Source organism: uncultured Rothia sp. (genome assembly GCF_916715725.1).
In the GTDB taxonomy this organism is placed as follows: Bacteria; Actinomycetota; Actinomycetes; order Actinomycetales; family Micrococcaceae; genus Rothia.
This window is the reverse complement of sequence record NZ_CAKAPD010000001.1, coordinates 226,542-243,922: the sequence shown is the minus strand read 5'-3', so window position 1 is coordinate 243,922 and position 17,381 is coordinate 226,542. Positions and strand designations below refer to the sequence as shown.

Genomic DNA, 17,381 nt, shown 5'->3' with positions numbered 1-17,381 from the left:
GCAATGTTATTGTTTTGTAATAAAACCTCTACTTTAGGGGGTGCCTTGAGGGGTAAAACAGACCAATTGATTTTGCCCTCGCGCGAATAATCGTGCAGATTTTGAACGGTGAGCGGTACATTTTTTCCGGTTAATGAAGTTGCAACTACTTGAAGATACTTTTACCTTAACCCTCTACTTCCGCGGAATATCGGGCTAAAACCGGGCATTAAGCCTTCAAGATTGGTGAGCATGAAGCTCAAGTTAAAGGTGCACTAAAGTGCCAAATGAGGGAAAATCTAAAATTATTTTGGGTGAAATAAGTCACATCAAAACTCGAAAAAAATGAAATTGGTACGTATGGATACCCTAAAAAACACCCATTTTTATTACAGAATGATTACAATGAGGCGCGGGTCACTAAAACCGGCTCTCCGTACCAAGTGGGGTGGTAAAACAGCCCCCAAAAAGTTCGCTACTATTGAGTCATCAAGTAATCGTGAGATTTCCAAAGTCCTCGGGTTGCTTGTGTTTGAGTGAGTGATAGATACCCCTGGGTGTCATGAGAAGCGACTGTGTATCGATGCGCAGTCGCTTCTCTGTTTAACTTTTGGATTTCACCGGAGCATCAGATGGAGCCTCAGAAGGACAAGCTCTTGGCTAGAGCCTGTTCCGAGCCGAGCTTGCTCCAATGTCTGTGCCATCTGCATCCGGCACATGCATCCCGTGCGTTCAATGCCGAATGCGCTCATAGGGGAGTGTTACGCATAGGTGCCTGTTGCATCGCCACAGCCCCTAAACTGGAACTATGACTACTTACCCCGAACCCACCCTCATCTTCGAGAACCCCGAGCTGACCGTCCGTGCGTTCAGTGTCTCCGAGATGGACAATAGCGTCTACCTCATCACCATGCGCGCCACCGGCGAGCAGGTACTCATCGACCCCGCAGACGACGCAGAAGAACTCTACGCATTCACTCTCGATGCGCTCCTGAACGACTGCCCGCAGCTTGAGCTGACCGACGGCGAAGAACGCCGCGTGCGCGTTATGGAGAAGGAAGAGGACTTCGACTCCCTCAAGCCGCGCGCTATCGGCCTGACCGGCATCCTCGTTACTCACGGCCACTGGGACCACATTCGCGCTATTAAGGAGCTCGACCACCTCACCGGTGCCGTGACCTCCGCGGGTGCAGCTGACGCAGCCGCCATTAAGGAACAGGAAGACTACACTGTCGAAGAGGAACTGACCGGCGGCGAAAGCTTCGACTTCTACCGCTCCGACACCGTCATTCGTGCCCTGCACGTACCCGGCCACACCCCCGGATCCATCGTCTACACCCTCGAAACCGCATGGGAAGACGGCACCCCTGTAACCCTGTTGTTCACCGGCGACACCCTCTTCCCCGGCGGCGTGGGTAAGACCGACTCCCCGCAGCAGTTCGGCGAGCTCTTCTCCAACGTGCTCGAAAAGCTCTTCGGCGGCTTCGAAGATGACGCAATCGTGCTGCCCGGCCACGGCCGCTCCACCACCCTCGGTGACGAGCGCCCCCACCTGGAAGACTGGGCAACCCGCGGCTGGTAAACTGCGCCTGACGAATTGCGCCTCCTAGTCCGCCTCATATAAGTACTGCACCCTCATGCCTTCACCGCCCGCATAATCCAGCCGGTGAAAGTCGTGAGGGTGTAGAATTTAAGTTCGAAGATAAGACGAAAGGATTTTCGATGACACCCCGCCCGGCACACGGAAGCACCGCACTCAAAGCGAACGACCTGACCAGCATCCGGGTTCAGGGTGCCCGCGAAAACAACCTCAAGAACGTAGACCTGACCATTCCGCGCGATGCGATGGTTGTCTTCACCGGCCTTTCCGGCTCCGGTAAGTCCTCCCTCGCCTTCGACACCATCTTTGCCGAGGGTCAGCGCCGCTACGTCGAGTCGCTGTCCTCCTACGCGCGTATGTTCCTGGGCCAGGTTGATAAGCCCGACGTAGACTTCATCGAGGGCCTCTCCCCGGCGGTGTCTATCGATCAGAAGTCCACCTCCAAAAACCCGCGCTCAACCGTCGGCACCATCACCGAAATCTACGACTACATGCGTCTGCTCTGGGCGCGCATCGGCCACCCGCACTGCCCCGAATGTGGCGAAGAAATCACCCAGCAGACCCCGCAGCAGATTGTGGACATTCTGCAGGAATACCCCGAACGCACCCGCCTGCAGATCCTTGCGCCCGTCGTTAGCGCACGTAAGGGCGAGTTCGTGGACCTCTTCAAGGACCTGCTCACCCAGGGCTACTCGCGCGCCCGCGTGGACGGCGAAACCGTGCAGCTCTCCGACCCGCCCAAGCTCGCCAAGCAGTACAAGCACACCATCGAGGTGGTCGTCGACCGTATCGTCATTAAGGACGGTATTCACCAGCGCCTGACCGACTCCATCGAAACCGCGCTCAAGCTCGCCGACGGCCGCGTGCTCATCGACTTTGTAGACCGCGATCCGGACGACCCCGAACGCACCCGCTCCTTCAGCGAGAACCTCGCCTGCCCCAACAACCACCCGCTGCAGATCGACACCATCGAACCGCGCGCCTTCTCCTTCAACTCGCCGTTCGGCGCGTGTAGCGCCTGCGACGGCATCGGCTCGCGCCTTGAAGTAGACACCGAACTGCTCGTACCCAACCCCGACCTGACCCTCGGCGAGGGCGCCATCGCCCCCTGGTCGCAGGGCAAAGCAACCACCGAATACTGGCTGCGCCTGCTCGCCGGCCTGGGGGAGGAGCTCGGCTTCGACCTGAACACCCCCTTCAAGGACCTGCCCGCCAAGACCCGCGCCGCCATCCTGGACGGCAAGGACTACAAGGTCGAGGTGTCCTACCGCAACCGATTCGGCCGCGAACGCCGCTACACCTCCGGATTCGAGGGCGTGAAGGCGTACATCAAGCGCAAGCACGAAGAAACCGAATCGGACTTCGCCCGCGACCGCTACGAACAGTACATGCGCCAGGTCGCCTGCCCCAGCTGTGGTGGCGCGCGCCTGAACCCGACCATCCTCGGCGTGAAGGTCGGCGGCAAGTCCATCGCAGACATTACCGACCTGTCCCTCGCTGACGCACTCGCCTTCATGCGCGGCCTGCAGCTCAGCGCCCGCGAAGCCAAGATTGGCGAGCAGGTCCTCAAGGAAATCGACGCGCGCCTGCAGTTCCTGCTGGACGTGGGCCTGGACTACCTGACCCTCTCGCGCTCCGCTGGTACGCTCTCCGGCGGTGAGGCGCAGCGTATCCGACTCGCAACCCAGATCGGTTCCGGCCTGGTCGGCGTGCTCTACGTGCTCGACGAGCCTTCCATCGGCCTGCACCAGCGCGATAACCGCCGCCTCATCGAAACCCTGACCAAGCTACGCGACATGGGCAACACGCTTATTGTGGTTGAGCACGACGAAGACACCATGCGCGAAGCCGACTGGATTGTGGACGTAGGACCCGGCGCAGGTGAGCACGGCGGCGAAATCGTGCACTCCGGCAGCTTCGAAGAACTGCTGAAGAACACCAAGTCCATTACCGGCGACTACATGGCTGGCCGCCGCCGCATTGAGGTGCCCGCATCCCGCCGCCCCGTGGACAAGAAGCGTCAGCTGACCGTGCGCGGCGCCCGCGAAAATAACCTTAAGAACGTGACCGTGTCCTTCCCCCTGGGCGTGTTCACCGCGGTGACCGGTGTGTCCGGCTCGGGCAAATCCACCCTGGTCAACGACATTCTGTACACCTCCCTGGCGAACAAGCTCAACGGCGCCAAGCAGGTGCCCGGCCGCCACAAGAGCATCGACGGCCTGGAGCACCTGGACAAGGTCATTCACGTGGACCAGTCGCCCATCGGCCGCACCCCGCGCTCGAACCCCGCGACCTACACCGGCGTGTTCGATCACATCCGCAAGCTGTTCGCAGAGACCAGCGAGGCGAAGATGCGCGGCTACACCCCCGGTCGATTCTCGTTCAACGTCAAGGGTGGCCGCTGCGAGGACTGCTCCGGCGACGGCACCCTGAAGATTGAAATGAACTTCCTGCCGGACGTGTACGTGCCCTGCGAAACCTGCCACGGCAAGCGCTACAACCGCGAAACCCTCGAGGTGCACTACAAGGGCAAGACCATTGCCGACGTGCTCGAAATGCCCGTGGAGGAGGCCGCCGAGTTCTTCGCCGCGTTCACCCCGATTGCGCGCCACCTGAACACCCTCGTGGACGTGGGCTTGGGCTACATTCGTCTGGGTCAGCCCGCGACCACCCTCTCCGGCGGTGAGGCGCAGCGCGTGAAGCTCGCAACCGAACTGCAGAAGCGCTCCAACGGCCGCTCCATCTACGTGCTGGACGAGCCGACCACCGGCCTGCACTTTGAGGACATCCGCAAGCTGCTCGCCGTGCTGCAGTCGCTGGTCGACAAGGGCAATAGCGTCATCACCATCGAGCACAACCTGGATGTGGTCAAGTGCGCCGACTGGATTATTGACATGGGCCCCGAAGGCGGTAGCGGCGGCGGCACCGTAATTGCCGAGGGCACCCCGGAGCAGGTGGCTCAGGTAAAGGGCTCGCACACCGGCGCGTTCCTTGCTGAGATTCTGAGCTAGTCGAGATCCTGAACTAGCCGAGACTTGAACTAGAGGAAACCTACGTGACTGATACTCAAGGAACCGAACCTGCCCAGGGAGCCGAGCGCTCTGCGGGTGCTGCGGGCTTCGGCGCGCGCCGAGACACTGTGAACCGCGGCACTGCGATTCGCGGCGCCGTGACCACCGTGGACCGGGCGCGGCACATCCTGCACACCCAGCTGGAGGCGGACTTCTGCCAGGCGCCCGGCTCGATTAGCCGCGCCCTTCAAGAGCTACGCGAATACCCGGAAGCCGAAAGCCTGCCGTTGCTCGCCACCGTGCAGCCTCCCTCCGAGAAGATGGGTGCCGCACGCCGCCGCAACGACGACATCTGGGAGTTGCGCGTCGCCAACTACGCGAGCGTCGGCATTCTCTGCGCTAAGCATCCGCGCGTGCTGGAGAAGGCGATTGACTACATGCTCGGTGACCAGTCGAACTGGCTGGGTGATTACGCGCAGCTGCGCCAGCTCAACGAACTGCTCACCCCCTACACCCAGCAGGTCAGCGGCACGAGCATCTACTACACGCCCGGCCGCGCCCTGCTGAACTCGGTCGTACCCGAGGGCGTGCAGGCGCAGGAAGTGAAGTGTGCCGTGCCCGGTGTGGGTATGATGCGTCGCGTTGACCCCGCAGAGCTGAAGGCGGCGTTGCTCGCCGAAATCACAGGCGAGCGCACCATTCGTAAGGAGGCGAACGCCTCCGCCGGTGCGCTTGAGGTTGACCCGGAAGACACGGAGGCGCGCGTAACCCGCCTGCGTGTGGAGCTGCTGGACGCTGAACAGTTTGAGCGCTTCCGCGGGGATAAGCGTTACTCAAACGCGCTGGGCTTTAGCGAACGCCGCCCGGATGTGCTGGTGCTTGCCGCATACCCGGTGGACGAGGATGCGCCTGGCGCACCCGCAGCGGGGGAGAGCCCCGCGCTCGCAGACCCTATCGCTATGGTTGGTCTGAGCGATGATTCGCCGATTATGCGTCAGATCGGTATCGATGTGCTGCCCGCCTGGCGCGGTGCCGGCATTGCGAGCGCTCTGGTGCGCGATGCCGCCCGCCTGACTCTGGCGGAGGGGTACCTGCCGTTCTACGGTACGAGCCCGTCGCATATGCTGTCGCAGAGGGTGGCGATGAACGCCGGGCTGGTGCCGACCTGGTGGGAGTACGTTTCCACCAGCCTGAACGACCTGCCCATGGACTAGAATTGCCCGCGCTGGGCATAACGGACAATAGGTACGCAGCATGTGCGCAAGGCCCCCGAGATTCTGCATCTCGGGGGCCTTTTATGTACTGAGATTCGCGTGCTAGTTTCAGGGGGAGGTAGAACCTGACCGGTTACAGCTCCGCGCCGTTGCTGGCAATCACCTCGCGGTACCAGTGGAAGGACTTCTTGCGGTAGCGTGCCAGGGTGCCGGTGCCGTCGTCGTTGCGGTCCACGTAGATGAACCCGTAGCGCTTGGACATCTGCGCGGTGGAGGCGCTAATCATGTCGATGCAACCCCAGGTGGTGTAGCCGAGCACGTTCACGCCGTCCTCAATCGCCTCGCGTACCGCGTGCAGGTGCTGGCGCAGGTAGTCGATGCGGTAGTCGTCTTCCACGGTGAGCTCACCATTCACCTCGACCAGTTCGTCGCGGGCGCCCAGGCCGTTCTCCACGATGAACAGCGGCTTCTGCCAGCGGTCCCAATACTGGTTGAGGACCACGCGCAGGCCGGTCGGGTCAATCTGCCAGCCCCATTCGCTCGCAGGCAGGGTCGGGTTCACCACGCCGCCGAGGATGTTGCCTTCGCCGCGCTCGCCTCGTGCCGGGTCGCCGGTCGCGCAGGTGGACATGTAGTAGCTGAAGGACACAAAATCCACGGTGTTTTTCAGGTCCTTGCGGTCCTGCTCGGTGATGGTCAGCTCCACGCCCTTTTCGCGCAGGGAGCGCAGGAAGTAGCCGGGGTAGGCGCCGCGCACGTGCACGTCACCGAACGCGAAGTTCGCCTGTTCCGTCTGCATGGCGGCGAGTACGTCGGCGGGGTCGGGGGTGAACGGGTAGGTGGGCATGGCAAGAATCATGCAACCAATCTGCGCGCCCGGTGCCAGTTCGCGTGCCGCAGCGGTGGCGCGCGCGGAGGCGACCAGCTCGTGGTGCATCGCCTGGTACAGGTCTGCGTCGCTGAGCTGCTCCGCCGGGGTGTTAATGCCGCCGGACATGAACGGCAGGTGCAGCATCGAGTTGATTTCGTTGAAGGTCAGCCAGTACTTTACGCGCTTGCCGTAGCGGGCGAACACGGTGCGGGCGTAGCGTTCGTAGAAGCCGATGAGCTCGCGGCTGGTCCAGCCGTTGTACTGCTCGACCAGGTGCAGCGGGGTTTCGTAGTGGCTGAGGGTGATGAGCGGCTCCATGCCGTGCTTTTCGAGCTCGTCGAGCACGCGGTCGTAGAAGGCGAGGCCCGCCTCGTTGGGCTCAGATTCGTCGCCGCGAGGGAAGATACGCGACCAGGCGATGGAGAAACGGAAGACCTTGAAACCCATCTCCGCGAGCAGGGCGATGTCTTCGCGGTAGCGGTGGTAGAAGTCAATGCCCTCCAGCTTGAGGTTGTCCTCGGTGGGTTCCGCGGTGCGCGGGTACAGGCCGCCGGCGGGCAGCACATCCTGCAGGCTGGGGCCCTTACCGTCTTCGTTCCAGGCGCCCTCGAACTGGTTGGCGGCGGTGGCGCCTCCGAAGAGGAACCCGGCGGGGAACGCGCCGAGCGGCTGCAGCTCGGTCAGCGCCGGGTTGGAGTTGGGCAGAGCGGTGGTTTGGGCGGTGATGTGCTGATCCTGATGCACGGCATCCTCCAAGGTGCTTTAGGTCTTTCTTCTACCCTAGCGGAGGGGGTGGGGGATTACTAGGTTTTGCGCTGTTTGGGACGCTATCGGGCATGCGAAAGCCCGGCATCCTCACACGAAAATTCACGTGAGAACACCGGGCTTTTATACAGCGCTTTTACGCTGAGCTAGGCCGCCGCGGGGCCTGCGCTACTAGTTGGCGAAGCCGAGCGCGAACAGCCACGCGGTACCGACTACGCCCCAGACGACGAGGTTCACGATAGCCGCCATGAAGCCGATCTTGAACCATTCGCCCACGCTGAAGTAGCCGGAACCGTAGTACACGCCCGCCGGGCCGGAGGCGTAGTGGGTGATGCCGCCAATCAGGTTGCCCATGAAGCCGAGGAACAGCGCTGCGAACATCGGCGGAACACCGGCAGCTACCGCCGCACCGAGGAACACGGCGTACAGTGCCACAACCTGCGCGGTGTTCGAAGCGAACATGTAGTGGATGAAGAAGTACGCCAGAATCAGGATCGCGAACGCCATGGGCCAGGCCATGCCGCTGATGCTGTGCGCCGCCTGCTGACCGATCCAGTCGACGACCTTGAGCTTCTTCAGGTGGTCTGCCATGCCGACGAGCACGGCGAAGAAGATGAGGGTGGACCATGCGCTGGAGTTCTTCGCCATGTCCTTCCAGGTCAGGACCTTAGTCACCAGCAGAATTGCGATGCCGAAGAATGCGGCGCTGGTGGCGTCAATACCCAGGGCGGTGCCGGTAATCCACAGGACCAGCAGCAGCACGAAAGTGCCGAGCATAATCCATTCCTTGGAGCTCATGGGGCCCATTTCGTGCAGTTCCTGGCGGGCGTGCTCGGGTGCGTCCGGGGTCTTCTTGATGGTCGGCGGGTAAATCTTTGACATGATCCACGGCATCACAATCAGCGCGGCAAGACCGGGAACGATAGCGGCGAGCGCCCACGTGCCCCAGTCGAGGTTGATGCCGCGGTCGTGCGCGAACTTCTGCGCCAGCGGGTTACCCGCCATTGCGGTCAGGAACATGGCGGAGGTGATGGTGTTGACCTGCGCCTCGGTCATGAGCAGGTAGGAGCCGAGCTTACGGCGCGATTCGGGGGTTTCGTTGGTGGAGCCGTTGACCTCGGAGAGGGAACGGATAATCGGGTAAATCACGCCACCGGCACGCGCAGTGTTGGAGGGGGTGGCGGGGGCGAGAACCAGGTCGGTGATTGCCATACCGTAGGACAGGCCCAGGGAGGACTTGCCGAGCGCACGCACGAACAGCAGTGCGATGCGCTTGCCCAGGCCGGTGATGAGGAAGCCGTCGGCGATGAAGAACGCGGCAACAATAATCCAGATGGAGGAGTTACCGAAGCCGGTCAGTGCCTCGTTCTTTGCCGCCATGGTGCCGGTAATCATTGCGGCGCCCAGGCCGACGAGCGCTACGGACGGGGTCGGCAGCGGCTGCAGGATCAGGCCGAGGACGGTGCCGACGAAGATGGCGAGCATGTGCATGCCGCGCGGGTCGACGCCTTCGGGGGCGGGAACGAACCAGATGGCGAGGGTCGCTACGAGGATGATGGCAACGTGCAGGATCAGCTTGTTTCGCTGTTTGCGGGCTGCGCTCACCTCCTGGCTGGGGGCAGCGGCTGCTGCTGTGTTGGTGGACTGTGTCATGTCCGTACTCCTTATGTGAAACGTACAGTTTGGTCCGTGGTGGGTGGTTCCGCCACGGTGTGCGCGTTTCTTCTGCGTTGTCATGCTGTGTTGTGTACTTATGGCAATGTGTGGGATGCCACGTAGTTTTTTAATCGTAATGGTTTGGATTCACGGAGTGAAGAAAATCGGCATAAAAAATGTGAATATGGCGGGGCATATCGGCGGCTGGGATTCTGCGGGGTTTCGGCGATGACTTTGCACAGATTCAAAGGGGAATCGGCGTGAGGCGTAGCGGGGGAGTGCCGCCTCTTGAACCGCTTCCGGGCTGCTTCCGGGTTGCCTCTGAGTTGCTTCCGCGTCGCTCCTGAGACGCCCCACCGATCACGCACCGTAAGTGACGGGCGTAACCGTAAAATAGGAACGTGCAGATTATTCGAGAGACCGGTCCCGAATCCGGCGATATCCTCATTCACCACGACCAGACGGTGCAGATGCTCCGCGAGGTGGCAACCGGCAAGCGCGAAGCCACCCTGCGCATGTATCAGCCGAACCCGACGGTCGCGTTCGGCCGCCGTGACGAACTGAACCCCGGCTTCGCGGAGGCCTCGGCGGCGTGCGCCGAGCACGGTTTCGAGGTGCTGGTGCGCAAGGTCGGCGGGCACGCCGCCGCCTACCATCAGGGGTGCCTGGTCGTGGACCATTTTCAGCCCGCCTCCGACGCCCGCAGCGGCAACACCCTACGCTACGAACTGTTCGGTTCCATGTACGCGCAGGCGCTCCGCGAGGTCGGCGTGGATGCGCGCATGGGCGAGATCCCGGGGGAGTACTGCCCCGGCGAGTATTCGGTGCACGCGCAGCTTCCCGCCTCCGCAGGTGGTGGCCGCATTAAACTGGTTGGCACCGCCCAGCGTGTGGTGACCGGCGGCTGGTGGTTCAGCACCGGCATCGTGGTCTCCGACTCTGCGCCGCTGCGGGCGGTCACCGCGGACGTGTACCGTGCCCTCGGCATGGAGCTGGATCCCGCCACGGTTGGCGCGGCGCAGGACGCGAACCCCGCCCTGCTCATGGAAGACCTGGAAGACGCCATCGTTGAGGTGTACGCCCAAAACGGTTTTCACTAGGTTGTTTTATTTCTGACTTTTATCCGTAACTTATTCGATATATCCCCACCTGAAGCGAAGGAGCATCCATGCGTTGGGCACAGATTAAAGACTCGAAGGGCAGCCGCGCGGTCTGCTTCTTCGAAGAGACCGTGTACGAGCTTCCGGCGAAGCTCAGCCCGCTACTGAATTTCTACAGCCGGTTCCGCCTGAACTTTGGCGACCCGAAGAACGCCGTGGCGATCCTGAAGGAGAACGGCGCGACCGTCATGGGTCACGGCGAGGAGCTGTGGAACTCCCTACCCTTTATTCGCCCGCTGGATAAGCCCGGCAAGATTGTGTGCGCCGGCCTGAACTACCGCGACCATGCCGCGGAAATGAACCTTGAGGTGCCTGAGCATCCGGCGCTGTTCGCGAAGTTCCCGAACGCGCTGATTGGCCCCGGCGAGCAGATTCGCATGCCCGCCGCCGACGGCACCGGTAGCACGAAGGTCGACTGGGAGGTTGAGCTGTGCCTGGTCGTGGGCGCTCGCCTGCGTAATGCCACGGAGGAGCAGGCACTTGAGGCTCTGATGGGGTACACGGTCATGAATGATGTGTCGGTGCGTGACTGGCAGGGTCGTTCTTCGGAGTGGTTCCAGGGTAAGAACTGGGATGCGATGACTCCGTTTGGTCCGGTGATTGTGGGCCCCGATGAGGTTGACCCGGTTGCCGGTCTGGAGCTGGTCTGTGAGGTGGATGGTGTGGTGCGTCAGCGCGGCACGACGGCGGATATGGTGTTCACTCCGGCGCAGCTGCTCTCCTATATTTCGCGGTTTATGACCCTGGAGCCGGGTGACCTGGTGGCGACGGGTACCCCGGCTGGGGTTGGTTTGTCGCTACATCCGCGTCAGTGGTTGAAGCCGGGGCAGACGGTGCGCACCCGCATTGAGGGTATTGGAGAGCTGGTGAATGTCTGCTCGGAAGCGGGCGCGCTGTAGTTATCCGGTAGCTCTGTACGCAACCGCGAATGAACCCACGTGAACCCACGGAGGCGCCTGCAGCACCTCGTGTTGGGTGCGTTGGAAAGCACCCATAAATGAATACTTATGCACCCCGCATGTGTTTTTGAGGCACATGCGGGGTGTTTTTATTCCTTTTAAAGCTCCCGGTGGGCGGCTTAGATTTTCTGGGGTATGCAGCGGAGAGTGCCTCGACTAGGGGAGTGTGGCGCATGCATGGTTACACGCTGTCAAACACACAAAAACTTTAAACTTTGACCTAAATCTTAGGGTTTCAGGTGGGGTTTGTGGGTCTGCGGGAATGAAACGAGGGGTGTTCTGTGGGTGTGGCCCCTGCTTGAAGACTGCTGATTTTGTGTATAGAAGCCCCTGTTTCAGTGATTGAGACCATATCTACCCTCGGTACAGAATTCCAAATTGTGGGCACGTGTGAGAAATTCAACAGAGGGTTTTGGCGCGTCATTCCGGGAAGTTTGTGGTTGAAGGTTTAGTTTTCCGTGCGCAATTTTCGTTTTTCTCAAGTTACCTTTGCCTGACTAGGGGTAAAGCTTAAACACTACGGTGCAAATTTTGAGAGACTAAACACCTGTCGGTGCACAAAGGTGTAAAGAAATATGAGTCTAAACCTGAACCTTTAGCAAAAAATCGGTGCCCCAAATCACAAACTCGTTTTGCGTTCACCCCAAAGACTATGTAGGGTATGGGGATTATCTGAGAGTTTCCTGAGAATTCCTGCCAGAAGATCAGGGCCCACCCGGGCACACCCTCAGATGAATATTTCACTCACGTCCGTGTTTGTTCATACAAACGCACTCACTCAAACAAGCCGACACGAACGGAAGAAAAACATGACCATAACTGCATCCAAAAACCCGGCACAGCGCCCGGCAAACCGCCGCCGTGCCACCATCGCTGCCTCCGCAGCATTGGCAACCGTCATCACCGGCGCGAACCTCCCCGCGACCTTCGGTGCAACCGCCCCCACCCGTAACGTAGCTGGTACCACCTGCGTCGACGCAGGTTACCGCACCGTGCCGACCCTCGCGAACCTCACCAACGTGGCGCCCGGTCCGACCTGCTACTGGAACCCCGACCAGAAGGCGCAGACCATTAACACTCTCGCGCCGGTCAACTCCTCCCTCACCAAGGCGCAGCTGACCACCACCGAGAACACCTCGCCCCTGAGCGGCAAGCTCGCCCGCGATTCATTCGCCGCCAAGAAGCTCACCGGCACCGAAGCCGTCGCACCCAACAGTAGCGAAATCAGCCGCACCTTCCTCGAATACACCGGCGATGCGGGTAACCACCCCGTCACCACCGCCATCAACGCCGGCACTGTGAAGAAGGACCGCGCCCAGACCGTTGGCGGCCACGAAAATATCCCGACCCTCGCCGTGAACTCCGCGAATCCGCACCAGGAGTACGTCGAGGTTGTTTCCCGCGACAACCGCGTCAACGCTAACGCGGAGAACAAGCGCATCCTGACCGGCGGCATCCCGATCCCGAAGTGGCTTGCCGAGGACCACGGCCTCTCCGGTGACCAGTCCGTCGCCCTGTACGATGAGGCAACCGGCATCTGGCGCTCCTACTTCAAGTTCGTCAAGGATGCAGACGCACAGACCTACACCAGCACCGCCCGCGTGCAGGTGGGCGGCGGCAACGTATCCACTCCCAAGAGCGCAAAGATTCAGTACGACAACGTCGGCCGCGGCAACGCAGGTCAGACCGTCACCATCAACGCACCCGTCAGCATCGACGCGAAGTCCGGCAACGCCCGCACCTCCTACCCGATTGCTCGCGGCGCGAAGTTCCGCCTGGCAAAGAACGTACCCGGCGCGTCCATCGACGCGAACACCGGCGTTATCACCTACAAGATTCCCGCAGGCACCCGCGGTACCGTGGACATCCCCGTTGCGGTTGACTACCCGGCAACCTACCACGTGTCCTCCGGCGGCTACATGCTCGCTAAGCCGAACTTCGGGGGCGTGGGCGAAGACAACTACTGGCTGACCCTCAAGAACGGCACCTCCTCCGTGGTGGGCATGGCGAACGAGCTCACCCAGATTGGTGTGGACGAGCTCAAGGCGGGCAAGATCAACCACATGGTGTCCATCACCGCGGCTGACTATTCCTCGCTGACCTCCTCCTTCCCGGCGAAGGGCACCGACGGCAAGATTGACGTGAGCAAGTACCCGAACGCACCCCGTGCCGGTCAGCGCGGCTTCCTGCCCGCGAACTTTGACGTGGAAGAGCACCTGCGTAACACCGGCCACGCTGACGACCAGCTCAGCCGCATGATTCTGACCGCGATGAAGGAGTACGGCTTCATCATCACGGACCGTAACCTCTTCACCAACGCATTCAACCTGGAGGCGGCAAGCTCCTACGCGCCCTACGCCCGCCAGGGTAAGAACGTGTACAAGGAAGACCCGAAGCTCGCGGCAATGTTCGCGAACTTTGTGCCCAGTGGCTTCACCGGCAACCAGTTCCCCTGGCAGCAGGTGCAGTGGATGCCCGTGAACTACACCGAGTCCGCTGAAAACAGTGCAGGCCGCAACACCGCCAGCGCAGATACCAGCGTGAAGTTCAAGTACCCCTCGGACTCCTACGGTAAGACCGGCACCGGCTCTGGCGTGATCTACCAGCCCGCTGAGCACCACGCCACCGTCTACTCCGGCGAGACCGCAGTTGCGCAGAGCGTGCACCAGTCGCACAAGGTTTCCCCGAACTACCGCTACGCCCGTGACTACAACTTCCAGGAAATCGAGCAGACCCCGAACTTCCGCCCCAGCCGCTGGGTCAACAAGGAGAAGGTCAACACTGCTGGCGGCCAGTTCTCCAGTGCAGAGACCGGCATCCGTTTTGCTTCCAACGGCAAGACCGGCACCTACTCGATTGACCTGAATACCCACGACGTCACCGGCACCACCTGGGACCTGCGCCGCGATAACGGTACGAACATCACCGTGAACCGCACCGACAAGGCGCCCGCACGCATGTCCGATGTGAAGGCGAAGAAGGGTTCTGCCGCGCAGCTGTACTCGATCCCGCTGAAGGTACACGTGGTCGACAAGAACAGCCCCATTGCACGTGAGGACTCCGTCTCCCTGTACTCGGGCACCACCCAGAACGTGGCGGTCCTGAACAACGACGAGGCATCCTTCGGTGCATACAGCCGCGGCGAGACTGTGAAGAAGCTGGAACTGCTCAACCAGCAAGGCCAGGTCGTCAGCGCATACAGCGATGAATACGGCACCTACCGCGTGGTGACCCTGCCGAATGGCACCCAGGGCATCGCGGTTTCTGCAAAGTCCAAGCAGGGCTTCGCACCGCTGGTCCGCTACCGCGCAGTGACCGACAAGGGCGTAAAGTCCGCTGAGGGTTACCTGCAGGTGGCAGTCGCTAACCGCTAAGGGCCCGCTAGGGTTGCATACCAGCGAGCATCAGCGCACATAGGGGAGAGGGGCACGCTCAAGAAAGCACGCCGTGCAGGCGTAACTTCCTTGACGTGCCCCCTTTCCTGTACATAAGGTGAAAATACTATGACTCAGAGCCACCACACAGACCAGACCGAAACTAACACCACCCACACTGACCATGCCCACGAGCATGCATCGGACCATGCCCACGAGGTGCCCGCCAACGCGCCCCTCCTCGAAGGTAGCGGCCCCAAAGATTGGGAGGAGCAGTTCGGCGCATCCGTGGCGATTTTCTCTGCGCTCGCGAATCCGCTGCGCCTGGCGATTGCGCACCACCTGATGCACCGCCCGCACAGCGTGAGCGAACTGCACACCTGCCTGGGCATTTCGCAGCCGCTCGCATCGCACCACTTGCGCATCCTGCGTGAGGCGCACGTGATTGACCGTGAGCAGCAGGGCCGCACCACCATTTACCGTCTGAAGGACGACCACATTAGCCACATTGTGGTTGACGTGTATGAGCATACGCGTGAGCATCATGCGGACTAGTCTGCCCTCAAGCTGAGCGTTGGCTGGGAGCCGTTGTAAGATGGTGTGTGTCCGTGCACCAGTACAGTGCGGAATAGTATGCGCACCGGCGGCGCCCGAGTGGCACGCTTGCGCCTGAGTTAAGGAGACTTATGTCTGCCGCTGATTCTTCAGCAATTGTTATTAGCGTTTCTGGTGAGGAGCGCGAGGTCACCGCGAAGACTGCCGCTGAGCTGTTCGCTGACGACCCGAAGATCGTTGTGGCACGCGTGAACGGCGTGCTGGTTGATCTCTCCCACGAGCTGTCTGCTGGCGATTCCGTTGAGCCGGTTTTCATTCACGAACCGGACGGCCTGAACGTTCTGCGCCACTCCGCTGCGCACGTGATGGCGCAGGCGGTGCAGGAGTACCGCAAGGACGCCAAGCTGGGCATCGGCCCGTACATTACTGACGGCTTCTACTTTGACTTTGATGTGGCTGAGCCGTTCACCCCGGAAGATCTGAAGAAGATCGAGAAGTCGATGATTAAGATCATCAAGTCCGGTCAGCTGTTCCGCCGCCGCGTGGTCACCCACGACGAGGCTGTCGCCGAGATGGCAAACGAGCCGTACAAGCTGGAGCTGCTCTCCCTGACCCAGGGCCCCGGTTCTGGTGCGGATGCCGCCGAGGGCGCATCCGTGGAGGTCGGCGAGGGTGAAATCACCATTTACGACAACGTGCACCCGAAGACCGGCGAGACCGTCTGGAAGGACCTCTGCCGCGGCCCGCACCTGCCGAACACCAAGCTAATCGCTAACGGTTACGCCCTGATGCGTGCCGGTGGCGCGTACTGGCGCGGTTCTGAGAAGAACCCCATGCTGCAGCGTATTTACGGTACCGCGTGGCCGACTAAGGACGAACTGGTGGCGTACAAGGAGCGCATCGCTGAGGCAGAGCGCCGCGACCACCGCCGCCTGGGCCGTGAGCTGGACCTGTTCTCCTTCCCGAAGAACATTGGCCCCGGCCTGCCGGTGATTCACCCTAAGGGTGGCGTGATCAAGCGCGAAATGGAAGACTACGTGCGTACCCGCCACATTCAGGAGGGTTTCCAGTACGTCAGCACCCCGCACATTTCGAAGGAAGACCTGTTCTACACTTCCGGTCACCTTCCGTACTATGCGGACGGCATGTTCCCGCCCATGGAGCTGGATAACGGTCATTACCGTCTGAAGGCTATGAACTGCCCGATGCACAACGAGATTTACCGTTCTCGTGGCCGTTCGTACCGTGAGCTGCCGCTGCGTTTCTTCGAGTTCGGCACCGTGTACCGTGACGAGAAGTCCGGCGTGCTGCAGGGCCTGACCCGTGTGCGCATGATCACTCAGGACGACTCGCACTCGTATGTGACGAAGGAGCAGGCACCGGACGAGGTGCGTCACCTGCTGAAGTTCATGCTGAGCCTGCTTGAGGACTTCGGCATGACCGACTTCTACCTTGAGCTGTCGACTCGCGACACTGAGGGTGATAAGAAGGATAAGTTCATCGGTACTGATGAGCAGTGGGAGGCGGCTACCGCGGTTCTGGAGCAGGTTGCGAAGGAGACCGGCCTGGAGCTCGTCCCGGATCCCGGTGGAGCTGCGTTCTACGGCCCGAAGATTTCGGTTCAGGCGAAGGACGCTATCGGCCGTACCTGGCAGATGTCGACCGTTCAGTACGACTTCAACCAGCCGAGCCGTTTCGGTCTGGAGTACCAGGCTGCGGACGGCACCGTGCAGGAGCCGGTCATGATTCACTCGGCGAAGTTCGGCTCGATTGAGCGCTTCCTGGGCGTGCTGACCGAGCACTATGCGGGTGCGTTCCCGGCGTGGCTGTCGCCGGTCCAGGTCATTGGTGTGCCGGTGGCTGAGGCGTTCAACGACTACATGACTGAGATCGCTGACAAGCTGCGCGCGCACGGTGTGCGTGTTGAGGTGGACTACGGTTCGGACCGCTTCACCAAGAAGATCCGTACTGCGTCTACTGAGAAGGTTCCGTTCATTCTGATTGCTGGCGGTGAGGATGCGGAGCACGGCGCTGTTTCGTTCCGTTTCCGCGGTAACAAGCAGGAGAACGGTGTGCCCGTGGATGAGGCTGTGGCACGTATTGTGGAGCATATCCGCAACCGCGTGAACGAAGACCCCAAGCCCAGCACTGAAGCTGCTGAGTAGTACTAGGCTTTCTGGTCTAGCTCATATATAGAAACCACCCCCTTTGCGGCGACAAGCTGCGGAGGGGGTGGT

10 protein-coding genes are annotated in these 17,381 nt (G+C 61.1%); 8 read left to right on the top strand and 2 right to left on the bottom strand.

Annotated elements, in window-relative coordinates; genetic code table 11:
- The first annotated feature begins 787 nt into the window (after window positions 1–787).
- The 3 genes from QZ822_RS00925 (at window position 788) to QZ822_RS00915 (ending at window position 5,804) form a co-directional block, all read left to right on the top strand.
- Window positions 788–1,561, top strand: a complete 774-nt coding sequence (locus QZ822_RS00925; RefSeq protein ID WP_294641901.1) for an MBL fold metallo-hydrolase — start codon at window positions 788–790, stop codon at window positions 1,559–1,561.
- Between the two features lie 140 nt (window positions 1,562–1,701).
- Entirely contained in the window at window positions 1,702–4,590 is a 2,889-nt protein-coding gene (gene uvrA / locus QZ822_RS00920) for an excinuclease ABC subunit UvrA (RefSeq protein ID WP_294641899.1), read from the top strand.
- A gap of 44 nt (window positions 4,591–4,634) precedes the next feature.
- Complete coding sequence (locus QZ822_RS00915) at window positions 4,635–5,804, top strand: GNAT family N-acetyltransferase (protein ID WP_294641897.1); 1,170 nt, start codon at window positions 4,635–4,637, stop codon at window positions 5,802–5,804.
- A 133-nt stretch (window positions 5,805–5,937) separates the two neighbouring features.
- Here the strand turns inward: QZ822_RS00915 and QZ822_RS00910 are convergent, their stop codons facing one another.
- Window positions 5,938–7,419 (bottom strand): glycoside hydrolase family 1 protein, encoded by a 1,482-nt coding sequence (locus QZ822_RS00910; protein ID WP_294641896.1) that lies wholly within the window; start codon window positions 7,417–7,419, stop codon window positions 5,938–5,940.
- A gap of 192 nt (window positions 7,420–7,611) precedes the next feature.
- On the bottom strand, window positions 7,612–9,093 hold the full coding sequence (locus tag QZ822_RS00905) for an anion permease (protein ID WP_294641894.1): 1,482 nt from the start codon (window positions 9,091–9,093) through the stop codon (window positions 7,612–7,614).
- Window positions 9,094–9,497: 404 nt separating this feature from the next.
- Here QZ822_RS00905 and QZ822_RS00900 point away from each other — a divergent pair, with 404 nt between their 5' ends.
- From QZ822_RS00900 to thrS, 5 genes are all read left to right on the top strand, one after another.
- Window positions 9,498–10,196 (top strand): lipoyl protein ligase domain-containing protein, encoded by a 699-nt coding sequence (locus tag QZ822_RS00900; protein ID WP_005505814.1) that lies wholly within the window; start codon window positions 9,498–9,500, stop codon window positions 10,194–10,196.
- Window positions 10,197–10,264: 68 nt separating this feature from the next.
- Complete coding sequence (locus QZ822_RS00895; RefSeq protein WP_294641891.1) at window positions 10,265–11,155, top strand: fumarylacetoacetate hydrolase family protein; 891 nt, start codon at window positions 10,265–10,267, stop codon at window positions 11,153–11,155.
- 869 nt (window positions 11,156–12,024) lie between these two features.
- On the top strand, window positions 12,025–14,589 hold the full coding sequence (locus QZ822_RS00890; protein ID WP_294641889.1) for a Rib/alpha-like domain-containing protein: 2,565 nt from the start codon (window positions 12,025–12,027) through the stop codon (window positions 14,587–14,589).
- Window positions 14,590–14,718: 129 nt separating this feature from the next.
- Window positions 14,719–15,144: a helix-turn-helix transcriptional regulator gene (locus QZ822_RS00885; RefSeq protein ID WP_294641887.1), complete on the top strand. Its 426-nt coding sequence runs from the start codon at window positions 14,719–14,721 to the stop codon at window positions 15,142–15,144.
- Window positions 15,145–15,275: 131 nt separating this feature from the next.
- The gene (gene thrS, locus QZ822_RS00880; RefSeq protein WP_070642434.1) at window positions 15,276–17,309 is read left to right on the top strand and encodes a threonine--tRNA ligase; all 2,034 of its coding nucleotides are present in this window, start codon (window positions 15,276–15,278) and stop codon (window positions 17,307–17,309) included.
- Window positions 17,310–17,381: the final 72 nt, after the last annotated feature.